At 40.3% G+C, this 13,684-nt stretch carries 14 protein-coding genes; 5 read left to right on the top strand and 9 right to left on the bottom strand.

The features are described 5' to 3' along the window. Nucleotides 1–7 precede the first annotated feature (7 nt). The 3 genes from ureE to holA form a co-directional block, all read right to left on the bottom strand. Nucleotides 8–451: an urease accessory protein UreE gene (gene ureE / locus G3T18_RS07660; protein ID WP_224409955.1), complete on the bottom strand. Its 444-nt coding sequence runs from the start codon at nt 449–451 to the stop codon at nt 8–10. A 30-nt stretch (nt 452–481) separates the two neighbouring features. After that, nucleotides 482–961: a DUF4168 domain-containing protein gene (locus G3T18_RS07655; RefSeq protein WP_224409954.1), complete on the bottom strand. Its 480-nt coding sequence runs from the start codon at nt 959–961 to the stop codon at nt 482–484. A 263-nt stretch (nt 962–1,224) separates the two neighbouring features. Next, on the bottom strand, nt 1,225–2,208 hold the full coding sequence (gene holA / locus G3T18_RS07650; RefSeq protein ID WP_224409953.1) for a DNA polymerase III subunit delta: 984 nt from the start codon (nt 2,206–2,208) through the stop codon (nt 1,225–1,227). A gap of 42 nt (nt 2,209–2,250) precedes the next feature. On the opposite strand from holA, the gene G3T18_RS07645 reads away from it, so the two are divergent. From G3T18_RS07645 to G3T18_RS07630, 4 genes are all read left to right on the top strand, one after another. After that, nucleotides 2,251–3,024: an AKAP7-like phosphoesterase domain-containing protein gene (locus tag G3T18_RS07645; RefSeq protein ID WP_224409952.1), complete on the top strand. Its 774-nt coding sequence runs from the start codon at nt 2,251–2,253 to the stop codon at nt 3,022–3,024. Next, nucleotides 3,021–3,650 carry a precorrin-8X methylmutase gene (locus G3T18_RS07640; RefSeq protein WP_224409951.1) on the top strand — a complete coding sequence of 210 codons (630 nt, stop codon included), beginning with the start codon at nt 3,021–3,023 and terminating at the stop codon, nt 3,648–3,650. Before G3T18_RS07645 ends, G3T18_RS07640 begins: the two co-directional genes overlap by 4 nt. Further along, complete coding sequence (cbiE, locus tag G3T18_RS07635) at nt 3,643–4,887, top strand: precorrin-6y C5,15-methyltransferase (decarboxylating) subunit CbiE (RefSeq protein WP_224409950.1); 1,245 nt, start codon at nt 3,643–3,645, stop codon at nt 4,885–4,887. Before G3T18_RS07640 ends, cbiE begins: the two co-directional genes overlap by 8 nt. A gap of 100 nt (nt 4,888–4,987) precedes the next feature. Next, nucleotides 4,988–5,950: a ribonuclease III domain-containing protein gene (locus G3T18_RS07630; protein ID WP_224409949.1), complete on the top strand. Its 963-nt coding sequence runs from the start codon at nt 4,988–4,990 to the stop codon at nt 5,948–5,950. Between the two features lie 31 nt (nt 5,951–5,981). On the opposite strand, the gene G3T18_RS07625 is transcribed toward G3T18_RS07630, so the two are convergent. The 5 genes from G3T18_RS07625 to cobA all read right to left on the bottom strand — a co-directional run bounded on the left by G3T18_RS07625 (nt 5,982) and on the right by cobA (nt 11,450). Further along, nucleotides 5,982–6,512 carry a hypothetical protein gene (locus G3T18_RS07625; protein WP_224409948.1) on the bottom strand — a complete coding sequence of 177 codons (531 nt, stop codon included), beginning with the start codon at nt 6,510–6,512 and terminating at the stop codon, nt 5,982–5,984. A 43-nt stretch (nt 6,513–6,555) separates the two neighbouring features. After that, nucleotides 6,556–7,152, bottom strand: coding sequence for a dephospho-CoA kinase (gene coaE, locus G3T18_RS07620; protein WP_224409947.1), 597 nt, complete (start codon nt 7,150–7,152; stop codon nt 6,556–6,558). 24 nt (nt 7,153–7,176) lie between these two features. Then, nucleotides 7,177–9,489 (bottom strand): putative bifunctional diguanylate cyclase/phosphodiesterase, encoded by a 2,313-nt coding sequence (locus tag G3T18_RS07615; RefSeq protein WP_224409946.1) that lies wholly within the window; start codon nt 9,487–9,489, stop codon nt 7,177–7,179. A gap of 370 nt (nt 9,490–9,859) precedes the next feature. Next, on the bottom strand, nt 9,860–10,678 hold the full coding sequence (locus tag G3T18_RS07610; protein WP_224409945.1) for a uroporphyrinogen-III synthase: 819 nt from the start codon (nt 10,676–10,678) through the stop codon (nt 9,860–9,862). A gap of 34 nt (nt 10,679–10,712) precedes the next feature. Then, complete coding sequence (gene cobA / locus G3T18_RS07605; RefSeq protein ID WP_224409944.1) at nt 10,713–11,450, bottom strand: uroporphyrinogen-III C-methyltransferase; 738 nt, start codon at nt 11,448–11,450, stop codon at nt 10,713–10,715. Between the two features lie 115 nt (nt 11,451–11,565). On the opposite strand from cobA, the gene G3T18_RS07600 reads away from it, so the two are divergent. Beyond that, nucleotides 11,566–12,483, top strand: coding sequence for a branched-chain amino acid transaminase (locus G3T18_RS07600; protein WP_224409943.1), 918 nt, complete (start codon nt 11,566–11,568; stop codon nt 12,481–12,483). Between the two features lie 37 nt (nt 12,484–12,520). On the opposite strand, the gene G3T18_RS07595 is transcribed toward G3T18_RS07600, so the two are convergent. Then, nucleotides 12,521–13,468, bottom strand: a complete 948-nt coding sequence (locus tag G3T18_RS07595; protein ID WP_224409942.1) for a homogentisate phytyltransferase — start codon at nt 13,466–13,468, stop codon at nt 12,521–12,523. Nucleotides 13,469–13,684: the final 216 nt, after the last annotated feature.

Raw genomic sequence — 13,684 nt, 5'->3', positions numbered from 1 at the left:
CAATCCCCTAATGAGAATGAGAATAAGCGCCAATTTCAGGATGAAAAGGTACGACCTCTTTTTTTACTTCTAAACCTAGTTGTAAAAGCATTGCTTCTAGAACAGAATCGGGGGAAAATCTTAAATAGGTAGAAGTAATTTCTAGAGGTACGTGACGATTACCGAGATGGTAAGCTGCACGAAGTAAATCGAGGGGAGATTTTGCTGTGATTGTTAGTACAGGTTCGGGTTTAGCTAAAATTTGCACGACTTCTCCGGTTAGCGAGATCAGTTGATCTCCATCCTGAAAAACTGTTCCCCTCGGTAAACGCAGCCAAAAAACTTGACCATCTTCGGTTTGAAAACGATAGCGGCTGCGGGTGCGTTCTTCGGCATTCAGAAAGAGGGTAAAATCAACTTTAACGTCTTTAACGTCATTGGTGGTAGAGACAAATTGGGTAAGAGTTAGCATCGGGGTGAAAGTCGGACAAAAGATTAAAGATTAACGTCTTTGTAGTCGAATCATTGCTTGTTGAACCCTTTCTTTCAGCCTCGAATCGGATTGTACTCTAGCAGTCATCTCATTAAATTGAGAAACACTCAAACCACTACTTTGAACAATACGACGAGAACCGTTACAGTAATTGACAGCGATCGCTTCAGCATCTCGAGGAAGATTACGCAAACTCCGGCGATCGTTACAAGCAATTGTTGGTGGTTGAGTACCAATAATTTGCTTGATATCGTCGTAAGCTTGCTGACGCAATGATTCCATATCCAAAATTGCTCGCGCATAATTAAGTATATCTTGGTCGGTAAACTCTTGCGCGTAAGCTGAAGTTTGGAAAGATAAGCTAAAAGATTGTTCCGAAATACTGGGAACAATTCCCAACATTACGCCCATTGTCGCTAAGGAAGCGACAATTAACGGACGGCTAATCTTTTTATTTAAGTAAAATCGGGGAAACAATGTAGTCAACATTAGTGCCAACTTGAATTATAAAGTAATAAAATCCGTAATTTGGATCTTCTATTGTGTTTGAACTGTGTTAGCCGTGAGAAGTTCCGAGTATTAGTTGGGGACCCTTGGATTGGGTTCAGTTAACAGTGAACAGTTACCAGTTATCAGTGAACAGTTACCAGTTAACATTGACTAGCGATTAGGGAACAGTTAAAAGTTATCAGTTTATCCCCTAATTCCTCCCCCTCTCCCTAGTCTCCCAGTCACCACCTCCCCAGTCCCCACTACTTTCGGAGAAGATGACACATTTCGATCGCTTTTGCTTGTAAAGTAGATAACGGCTCTGCACCTGTTTTCAAGCTAATTTCTAAGTCTAACAAAACTGGTAAAATAGCGAGTAGCTGCCGTGCTTTCAGGTTTTGGACTTCTTTACGCAGAAAGTAAATGCGCTTGGGATTGCCAATTTGCGCTACCGCAGCGATCTTTTTTTCGTCTCTTTCGACCGTTTCAACCATTAGCTTGACGATCGCCCAAATCCGAAATTGTCCAACTAAGGTAGCGACAATCTTTAAAGCGGGTTCGTTACGGTTTAGCAACTCGTTGACTAACCCTAAGACACGAGCTTCGTCTTTTTCTTTAATTGCTGTTGCTAAGTGTAAACTATTCTGGCTATTTGAGGTAACTAAGCTGGAAACTGTCTCGAGATCGAGAGATCCTGTCTGATTTTGTCCGTAGATTTGTAATTTTTCGAGTTCGCTGGCTAGTTGTCTGGTATCGTTACCCACAGATTCGGCGAGGAATTTTTCGGCTTTTGGGGTAAGTTGGACGTTAAACTCACCGGAGAGTTGCTTGAGTTGCTGTAAGAGTTTCTCAGTTTCCCAAGGGGGAATTAAACTAAATTCTTGTATTTGGGCGTATTCTTGGAGCAGTTTGGTAGATTTAAGGCGTTTATCGGGTTTCTTGCTAGTGGTGAACAATAAATGAGAATCTGGTGGTAGAGCGGGTAAAGTTCGCTGTAATTGCGCGAGTAATTCTTCCGTACAATGTTGACAGATGGTAGTATCAGCTAACCAAACTAAACGTCCTCCCAGCCCAAAAACGGGAGTCATAGCAGTATCAAATGCTTGAATGACTCGATCTTGGCGATCGCCGAAAATTTTTTCGTAGTTAAATTGTAACCAGTTGGGATCGAGGACTTGTTTGCGAAGTTTCTCAACAGCTTTGGCGATCGCGAAGTCATCTTCCCCCCAGAAAAGGTAAATTGGCATAAGAGAAACTACTTATAGTATCTAAGAGCGAGGCACACCAGATTGGACGAAGCATATCAAACTTATCTTAATCGAGTAGCTCGGCTAACCCTACCCTCAGCTTATAGCGGGCAACTCCAAAATATCCAGGAGTCTCCTAAGTTTTGTGGGGAACAACCAGTGGATTTTCCGGGTTATACAGTTATGACACCCCCTTGGTGCGAGGATGAGTATAATCGCGATATTTACGGCAATTTAAAGGTTGTTCAGTCCCAATTACACGAACAACTCGATTCAGGGTCGATCGCTACTGTACCACCAGAAAGTTTTCACTTGACGCTAGCAGATTTGATTTGGGACAGTGCTTATCGAGATGCACTTAAGGAGAATCCTAATTTTGAACGGGAGTTACGAGATTGCATTGCTGAAAGTTTTCAGCAGTCTCAGGAGTTGGTTAGTCTTGGTAAACCGATTGAATTGCGTTTGCTAGGATTAACTGTTAGACCTCGCGCGATCGCTGTTTGTTTTATCCCTGTTGATGAAGCGGGTTATACGCGCATCCTCCAATTACGTCGCTCAATTTATCAAAATCCTGGTCTAATTGGTTTGGGTGTCGAACAGCAATATACTTTTATGGGTCATATTACTTTGGGCTATTTTGGCACGATTCCTGCCGATCTTGACCGCGATCGTCTCCAACAAATTTTAACCAGTTTAAATGACCAATTGCTCGAAGCTGAAGCACAAATTTTAACTGTCCGTCGAGCTGAGTTGCGTAAATTTGCTAACATGACAGGTTATTATCGAGATTCGGATTTACCCGCGATCGAGTTTTGAACGATTTAAACCATCCTATTCTTCAGCAAAGTTTTGCCATTATCGATCGCGAAATTGGCAAACATAATTTTACTGCTGCGGAATACGCGATCGCGCGGCGGGTTATTCACGCTACGGCGGATTTTGAATATTCCCGCTTAATTCAGTTTACTCCTGGTGCGATCGCCTCTGCTATTTCTTCTCTACGTCAAGCTGTGCCGATTGTTACTGATGTGACAATGGTTAAAATTGGCGTGGCTACTTTAGTTAAAAAAACTTGGCAAAATCCTTTGATTTCCGCAGTTGAACTCGCACCGACTGCTATTCCGGGAAAAACTCGCACGGAAACGGGTTTATTACAATGTCTTGACAGTTTTCCCCAAGCGATTTACGTTTTTGGTAATGCGCCAACTGCTTTGTTTGCACTTTGTTCTCAGTTACCACATTTAACTAGAAAACCTGCTTTTGTAATTGGTGCGCCTGTGGGTTTCGTGAATGTGGTAGAGTCGAAACAAGCTTTGGCGGAAACCTCTCTTCCTCATATTCTTATTCAAGGTCGTCAAGGTGGTTCTGCTGTTGCCGCAGCTATTCTTAATGCTTTAATTATTTTAGCTTGGGAAGCGAGCGAATTTGACTCTGATGAGTGAAATAAATGTGGTCGGAATTGGTTTGGATGGTGCTGCGGGCTTAACTGAAAGTGTACGCGAAATTGTCGAGCGGGCGACTTTATTAGTAGGTAGCGATCGCCATTTAACTTATTTTCCTCAACATCCGGCTCTGCGTCTAGTTCTGGGAAATTTTACTACCGCAATTACTGAAATTCGTCAGCGTCTCGATAATTCTGATTCGATTGTGATTTTAGTCTCTGGCGATCCTTTATTTTTCGGTTTGGGACGTTTGTTACTCTCGAAGTTACCACCAGAAAAACTGCATTTTCATCCTCATTTATCTTCCGTCCAATTAGCTTTTAATCGCCTCAAAGTTCCCTGGCAAGATGCTAAAATTATTAGCGCTCACGGACGTTCCCTCGATGAGTTAAGTAAAGCTTTACAACAAGGTATTGACAAAATTGCTATCCTCACCGATGGGAAAAATACGCCCGGCGCGATCGCGAATCTTTATCTAGCTCTCGATTTACCAACTTCCTACGATTTTTGGGTCTGTGAAAATCTGGGCGCTACTGAAGAAAATGTTAATTGCTACTCCCCTGAAACCTTAGAGAGAAAAACCTTTGCTAAACTCAATGTCGTTGTTCTAATTAAAGGCGAACTTACTGCACAAAATGAGTTAAATGTCAAGGAATTACCGCTAATTGGATTACCAGATCGAACCTTTTTAAGTTTACGCGATCGCCCCGGACTCATGACCAAACGAGAAGTGCGTCTGGTAATATTAGGAGAGTTAGCCTTAAAATGCGGACAAACCGTGTGGGATATTGGAGCAGGTACCGGCTCGGTAGCGATCGAAATAGCGCGTTTATGTCCAAATTCGCAAGTGTACGCGATCGAAAAAACCGCAATGGGAAAAGCCTTAATCGAACAAAACTGTCAGCGCTTACAAGTAAATAACGTTTATTCTCTCCACGGTATTGCCCCCAAGATTTTAACAGATTTACCCGCCCCAAATCGCATTTTCATCGGCGGGAGCGGCGGCAACTTAGAGTCAATTCTAGATTTTTGTGCAACTAAACTGTTAACTGAAGGAATTTTAGTCTTAGCCTTAGCCACCTTAGAACACCTCAATCTTACCCTCAATTGGTTGCAAAATCGCAATTGGAATTACCGTATTTTACAACTAAATATCGCACGTTCAACCCCAGTAGCCCAACTAACTCGCTTTTCTCCCCTCAATCCAGTTACAATTGTGAATGCAAGCCAAAAATAGATTCAGAGTTAATTGGTAATCGCCAGTTCCCAGTCAAGGCTTTATCCCGATCTCATCGTAACTTAACTATCGCTAAATTTGTTGTATAAGTGGTATCAAAATGGAAATCAACTGGTCGCAAGTAGAAAGTAAAATTGGCATCAAATTTAAACATAGTGACTACCTACGACTTGCTTTAACGCATCCCTCTTACGCAGAACAACTTGGAAAACCCGAAGAAAACAACGAACGCTTAGAATTTTTAGGTAAGTCAATGCTTAATTTAGCTTGCATTGACTACTTATATCGTAATTGTCCTTATCTAGAAGCTGGTAAACTTTCTAAATTACGGGACAAATTGGTTGAAGGAGAAAGGTTAACCAAACTGTGGTTTCAAATGGAATTAGGCGCTTCTTACCCTTTTTTAGCACTCAAAGAAGAAAGGTATCAACTACGTCAAAAAAGTAACAATCCTTTTGCAAGTGCCTTCAAAGCTTTAGTAGGTGCAATTTATCTAGATCGAGGCTATCTCCAAACTCGAAAATGGATCGATAAACATTTAATTGCACCCTTGTTAGAGCGTTATCAAAAAGATATCAAAGAACGTTTTTCTCACAACAAGCAGTTGCAATTACTTGGTAATGCTCTGTTAAAAGCAATTGTTGCCGAATATTTGTACAATCTTTTACCGGGAATGAAGGAAAAAGGATTAAGTTCGTTAGCAAACAATCTGCTCAAAAAAGAAAAGGTAAATGAGTACAATTCCCAACTAACTAAACAGGATTTGGCCGTACTTAAACTAGGAGATGAAGTAGTTCCCGTCAAGCCATTTAAGCCCTTATTAGGTGCAATTTACGTTGATTACCATACCGAAAACGACAAAACCGCTTTTGCGAAAACAAGCGAATGGTTGGCAAATAAATTTTTGGACGAAGAAAAAACTTTGCAAAGAGGAATTTCTTTATTGCTGAAGGAGGGATATCCCCAAAAATGGATTATCCATAATATTTTAGGCTACGAAAGTAAAAATTATCAAGCAGGAAAAGACAAGTATAATGAAATAATGACAACGACAACAAGTTAAGTAACTAGGGTGGGTTATTTAACGCACCCGCTTATGACTTAACAGCTAAAGATAAGTCAAACAAAGCCTCGATGTTGAGAAACTTAGCAATAGAGAGAACGGCGTGTTGTTTAGTGTTTTTCTCGCTGCTGTAATAGCCAGGAAGGAAGACATAATTACCGTCATGAAATAAGATTACTACTCGATAAGAAGAGACTAATTTGTCTAAACCTACTTGACGAATTTCCCAAAGTGGGTATTTGGTAACTTTAGTACCTAGCAATGTTTTTTGTTTGAGAGTCATCATACCCAAAACTTTATCAAAGCGACAGGTTATAACTTCGCTAGAGATTAGAAAGAGAAAAGTTAAAACCAACCAACCACCTAAAAGCAAATAAAGCAACCACAGTTGTTCGACTTCATAGCGATAAGAAATAATTAGATATAATGCCGCGATCGCGACAAAAATTCCCACTAACCATAAATAAATTGGGCGAACTCTGAGCAAAAGTTGTGTCGGGGTTGACCGGACAATTTCTATAGCGATCGGTATTCTGATATTAGTGTCCTGCAAAAAATACATTTATCGCCTAATTCTCTAGGAAACTAAAAGCAAATGAATTATATCATAATTGCCGGGAAATTAGTTGAGCATCAATTTGTTTATACAAGTAATCTAAAGTTGCCGAGTTGTCTAAAACTACGTCAGCAGCAGCTATTTTTTCCCCTAGAGGCATTTGGCTATCGATCCGAGCTTGTGCTTGTGCTAAAGTAAAATTGTTGCGCTCGATCAGGCGTTTTATTTGCTGTTGTAAGTGGCAACTTACCACCCAAATTTCGTTACATAAATCAGTCATTTTAGCTTCAAATAATAAAGGAATAGCTAAGACTGCTATATAACCAGAAAATGTCCTCAGTTGAGCTTGGATGCGCTGACGCACGTAAGGATGAATTTTTTGCTCCACCCAACTACGTTCTTGAGGATTATGGAAGATAATTTTCGCTAAAGCTTGACGATCTAGTTCGCCGTTAGATAAAAGAATATTAGGGCTGTATCGTTGGGCAAGTTCTGTCAAAATAAAAGAATCCGATTGAACTGCTTCTCGGGCATAAATGTCGGCATCGAAAACGGGGAAATTATAGTTATTAGCAAGGTAATTTGAGACAGTGGTTTTGCCTGTGGCAATACCACCTGTTAAACCAATGATGCGTTGCATTTTCATCTCATTTACGCTGATCAATGATAATTACCATTGTAATTTTTGTTTGAGTAAAGCTTCTGCTTCTTGATGGGAGAGAGGTTTGGAGAAAAAGTAACCCTGTCCATATTCAGCAGCAAGCGATCGCAATTCAGCAAACTCCGCAGCAGTTTCGATGCCTTCAGCGATCGCGTCCATATTTAAACTATGAGCTAGGGTAATAATTGTGCTGATAATTTGCCAATTATTAGGATCTTGGAGCATTCGACTGACAAAAGAACGATCGATTTTTAACGTATCAATCGGCAACTGATGCAAGCGTTCTAAACAAGAATAACCCGTACCAAAATCATCGATCGAAAGTTTGATTCCCAAACTTTTCAATTCCTCAAGAGTGTTAGCTTCCGCAGCGCCATCTTCCATAATTGCTCTTTCCGTAACCTCTAGTTTCAAACTACTCGGAGCAATCCCAGTCGAGGACAAAATTTTCTTAATCTCAGCCACTAAATTAACCTGGGATAAGATTTTGTGGGACATATTAACGCTCATGGTTAAAGGTTCGCTTTCCTGCCGATCTTGCTGCCAAATACTTAATTGTTGGCAAGCTTCGCGCAGCATCCACCAATCAATTGCACCAATTAATCCTGTTTCCTCAGCTAAAGAAATAAACTCACTGGGAGCAATTTTGCCGCGAAGAGGATGTAACCAACGTACCAAAGCTTCAAAACCAATAATTTTGCCAGTTTTTAAACAGACAATTGGTTGATAAAAAATTTGCAATTGACCAGATTCGATCGCCTTGCGTAACTCAGTTTCTAACTGCAAGCGTGCGATCGCCAAACTGTGCATCTCTGGGTGAAAAACGGCATAGTGCAGCTTGCCATTACTCTTAGCATGGTTCATCGCCGTATCCGCACCGCGCAGCAAATCTTCTGGGCGTTGAAAATGCCACTCGCGATCTCGAAGTTGATAGTTTCCGAAAGCAATACCAATCGTGACTGGAGAATAAATTTCATGTCCGCGCAAACTTAAAGGTAAATTTAACAGCTCTTGAATGCGCTCCGCGATGCAAGTAGCTTCGCTAACATCTTCCAGATTTGCCAGCAAAATTGCCAAAGCGCTGTCTCCTACCTGTGCAACTGGTTCCCTTAAACGCAAGCATCCTTGCAAACGGTGAGCAGTCGCGATCGCCAATTTATCGGCGAGTTCGTGTCCGAGACTATATTTAACAATGGAAAAGCGTTCTAATTGAATGTAAAAAACCGCAAATAAGTCATTTTTGCCCGATAAAGTCTCTTCTAAAGTTCTACTCAAACGCTCTAAAAACCAAGTTTTGTTGGGTAAACCTGTTAGCGAATCACAAAAAGCATATTCTTGTAAATGTTCTTCAATTTCGATTTGCGCCGTAATTTCTTGAGCGATCGTCATTCCCCCAAAAATTTCCCCTTGACTATCAGTAATTGGCTGTACTTGAAGTAAATAAACGCGAGAGCCGTCAGGAATTTCAGCAAAACTTGTTTTTCCCGCGATCGCTTTCCAATACAATGGCTCCACTAACTCACAAATGTCTACTGGTAAAGCTTCCCAAATTGTTTTTCCTTCTATTCTATTTTTACTTAAATCTCCTATCTCCAAACCAGTACCTTCGACAAGGGTGTAGCGTAAATTTCTATCAAAAAACATCACTAAACTCTCCGGAAAGTTGTTCGCTAGCAAACGACATTGCTGTTCTTTTTGTTCTAATTCTGCTTCTGTCTGTGTTTGTTCGGTAATATCTCTCGCTACCCAAATTACCGTATCTTTTGATAGTGGCACAATTTTAGCAACAAACCAAAGTAACTTACTTTCTACTAATAAACTGTATTTAATTTGCGCAATTTGTTGCTTTTCTAGGACTTGGCAAATTTGCTCCTCAAATAATTCTGCTTGCTCTAAAGATAAAACTTCGCGGAAACTTTTACCTATTAATTCTTGTCTGCGTTGCTCGGAAGCAATTGTCTGTGTCGAAAGTATTTTTTGACAGCAACCTTGCTTGTCTAAAATTAGCACAATATCAGTCATTGCCCCTACCCAAGCTGCTAATTCTAACTCAGTTACTATTGCTGATTCGGACTTAGTGCGATCCTTACGACTTAAAAGTAAATAAAGCAAACAACTACTTAAGAAAACAAACCCCCAACCTTTAATACTCTGTAATTTACTCAGCAAAACCATATCATTTGTCAATTTAACTATAAGAGCATCAGAAAAGCTAATCCAGAGACTACCTAAGAAGGCATAAATACCGACAATATAGCAAGAGCTAGTAAGCCGTAGGTTAAAGAGGGGTAGGTTATTCATGACCTTTTGTTCAGTCTTCACGAGTTTCACTCGACTTTCTTGAAAGCTTACGGCTTCTTGGTTTTTTTTGCTGTGAGACAGATCAACAATAATTTTATTGGACAAGGGTTAAATACAGATTATCTTGAACGAGCTAACCATCTGAAGAAAGATCTTAGGAAATAACTTATTCGTATTCTACATTCACATGGTTGGAAATACTCCCCCCAAGGGGGATGCTATCTTTTAACCTTAAAGGTAATGTTGATAATTGTAACCTCTTATACTGATTTGAGTTTGCCCGAAATTTAGTCGCATAGTTATCTCTTATTTAAGAGTAAAAAAATCCTAATAACTGATTTTCCTATCAAAAAGTTACGAGATTTACGCTTATTAAGATCGTTAATTTTGCTTAGAGATGACGAGCAAAACTTTGATTTTCCACATAGTCTAAAATTGCTTGCGTTAAACCTTCTAAAGTATATTCTTGAGCTTCTAGATCGACTCGTCCGAGCAATTGACGACAACTTTGAGAAGTTTGCGGACCAATAGAAGCAATGCAAACATTTGCCAATAATTTTTCTGAGCTTATTAGCAATTCAGGAGTAACGTTAGCTAATAATTTACAGAAGTTGTTGACGGTTTTTCCACTCGCAAAAGTAAGAAAGTCTACTGTTTGTTTTTGTAATGTCTCTAAAGCTTCTGGGGCAATTTGTTCTGGACATCCTGATTGATAAGCAGGAACTTCTACTACTTCTGCACCTTGGTTAGTTAACTCTTGAACTAAAAGTTCTCTTCCGCCTGTTTCCACGCGAGGAAAGAGGATTTTTTTGCCGGCTAAAGCTTCGGGAAAATGCTCGACAAGAGAGTCAGCAATAAAGTCTGGTGGAATAAAATTTGGCTGCCCACCTTGTTGTCTTAAACTCGTAGCAGTTTTCTTGCCAACAACAGCAATTTTAATATTTGCTAAGTTTCGCTCGCTTTTACCACAATTTGTCAAGCGTTGGTAAAAATATTCTACACCGTTACTAGAAGTAAGAATTAGCCAGTGAAAATCATCGAGATGCGCGATCGCCCGATCTAACTCTACCCAACTCGAAGGGGGGCGAATTTCTAACGCAGGCATTTCGACAACTTTTGCTCCCTGTTGTTGCAAAAGTTCGCTAAATTTACTTGACTGACGTGCCGCACGAGTTACGAGAACGGTTTTTCCGGTTAAGGGTTGTTTCATAAGAGGTTAGAGGTGAGATGAAGACAAGAAGGAATTAAAAGAGATCGGGTGTTAAGCGATCGCTTAGTGAAACGACTTCGCCAACGATCGTGACTGTCGGGGAGAGAGAAATACCAGCAGTTTGCTCGACAATATCAGCCAAAGTCCCAAACCAAAATTGTTGTTCGGGACGAGCAACCGCTCGCGCGATCGCTACGGGAGTAGACTCATCCCGTCCGTGTTTGCGTAACTGAGAAACAATTTCTCTCAAATTACGACCTCCCATTAAAATTACCAGAGTATCGAGTCGGGCGAGTGCTTCCCAATCAAGAATTTCTGGTTGATGTGCCGTAACCACCGCAAAAGCACTACTCAAGTGTTTATCAGTTAAAGGAATTCCTGCTAACAAAGGTGCGGCTAACACTGAAGAAATGCCCGGAACTAACTCAAACTCGCAATTCGCCGCTCTCAAAGCTTCCCTTTCCTCGCGAGAGCGTCCGAAAATTAACGGATCGCCACTTTTGAGTCTTACCACATTTTTGCCTTTTTGACAATACCTAACTAAAATTTGATTAATCTCAGTTTGAGGCGTACTCGGTTTTCCACCACGTTTCCCCACATTCAACCGGAGACAATCGTGAGAAACCAAATCTAATAGCTGTGGGTCTACCAAAGCATCATAAACCAAAACTTCCGCCTCAGCGAGTAATTCTCGTGCTTTCAGGGTAAGATAGCCGATGCTTCCCGGTCCCGCACCAACCAAGTAAACTTTGCCTTTTTGCTGATTATTCATTTGTTAGCCAACCGATCGCTACTAGGAATAGAACTGCGGATAAGGTAAATTAATAAATTAATGCCCAAGTGCAACATTTTCATCCTCACGACTCAAATCCTCATTAATGCCGAAAATGCCTAATTTTTTACCAATTGCCTACTTTGAAAACCAATTTGTCCCCTTTAGCGAAGCCAAAGTTTCCATAGCTACCCACGCCTTACACTATGGTACAGGAGCTTTTGGCGGTATGCGCGGCATTCGCGATCCCCAAAATTCCCAACAGATTTTGTTATTTCGCTTAGACGACCATTGTCAAAGATTGAGCAACAGCGCGAAATTTCTTGGCTACGATTTACCAGCAGATAAAATACGGCATATTTTAGTTGAATTTGTCAAGAAAAATCAGCCAAAGCAATCTTTTTATCTCCGACCTTTTGTTTATAATTCCGGTTTAGGACTTTCTCCGAGAATTCATAATATTGAAAAAGACTTTTTTGTCTATGGCTTGGAATTAGGAGATTATATGTCTCCCAACGGAGTTAGTTGTCGCATTAGTTCTTGGTATCGTCAAGAAGACCGCAGCTTACCTTTACGAGGTAAAATTAGTGGCGCCTATATAACTTCGGCATTAGCAAAAACTGAAGCTGTAGAATCCGGTTTTGACGAAGCAATTTTAATGAATTCTCGCGGAAAAGTTTGCGAAGCTTCAGGAATGAATGTTTTTATTGTCAGAAATGGCAAGTTAATTACGCCTGGTTTTGAAGAAGATATTTTGGAAGGAATTACGAGGGACAGCGTCATTAAAATTGCTCGAGATTTAGGAATTGAAACCATCCAAAGACCAATTGATAAATCAGAACTTTTTATTGCTGACGAAGTGTTTCTTTGTGGAACGGCGGCAAAAATTAGTCCAGTTAAAAAAGTTGAAAACTATCAATTATCAACCGAGCGTCCCCTAACTGAGAAACTGCGGGAAAAACTAACGGCAATTACCGAAAATCGCGATCCTGATTATCAAGATTGGGTGTTAGCAATTCCTCTTGACAGTTAACAGTTATCGCGTACCCGCATTTACCACCTTATCGCATTCAAGCTAGAAAACAAGCTAGCGGGAAAATTAGATATTCCAAAAAGAATAATTTCCAGATAAATTGATAAAAGCTAGCAATTTCTGGCTTTGACTGTAAATTTACATTCTGACTTCGCCACCAAAGTAATCCTAGCAAGACGAAATGAGAAATAGTCAAGAAAAGTAGATTAACGTTATTTAACCAGAAAACTCCCGCGATAATCGTACCCAGATAACAAACTGTAATTATTCCGCGAGCAAGATTAAAAATTGTTGATTTGCCTAGGAGTAAAGTAAAAGTGGTAATATTAAACTGCTTATCACCTTCCATGTCAGGGACATCTTTGAAAATAGCGATCGCTACTGTAAACACGACGACAAAAATAGTTAGCGTCCATACCTCTAAGGGGAAAAACTCGCTGTAGCCAAAGACTTTGCTGAAATAGAAAAATAGCCCGACATTGACAATTATTCCTCGCACGGTAAAAATACATAAAGCTGCTAAAAAGGGAAAGCGTTTTAAACGTATCGGTGGTAAAGAATAAGCCGTACCGATAATTAAACTAATTCCTACCGTTGCTAACAGCCAAAATCCCAACCATGCTGCTAATAGTAATGCTAAAATGCCACTAATCGCGACAATCCGCGTCGCTTGTGGAGGCGTAAATTCTCCCGCAGCCACAGGAAGATGGGGTTTATTAATTTCGTCAATAGCAATATCTTCTAACTGATTTAGTCCGACAATGTAAACATTACCGCCCAGACAAGCAATCCAAGCACCGAGTAGATGCAGTAAACTGGCTATAGTGACAGTATTAGTAGTGAGAGTTGTGGCGATCGCGTACAAGGCAAATACACTTAAGCTAGTACCAATTATTGTATGGGGACGCGAAAATTTCCACAGGCTGTATAGCCAAGCAAAAGGTTCTCGAAATAGGTTTTTCGGCGTTGCAGAAATTTGACTCATAGCAAAATTATTCTCGGATTCTTTCAAGTTAGTTCGTATTCAGGACTTTAGTCCTCTTTATTCAAAGTAAATAATCAAGACCTGATTCTTTCAACTTAGTTCGTAGTGAGGACTTTAGTCCTCTTTATTCAAGGTAAATAATCAAGACCTGATTCTTTCAACTTAGTTCGTAGTGAGGACTTTAGTCCTCTTTATTCAAAGTAAATAATCAAGACT

It is taken from the genome of Oscillatoria salina IIICB1, from assembly GCF_020144665.1.
Lineage (GTDB): Bacteria > Cyanobacteriota > Cyanobacteriia > Cyanobacteriales > SIO1D9 > IIICB1.
This window is presented reverse-complemented; position numbering and strand designations above follow the sequence as displayed.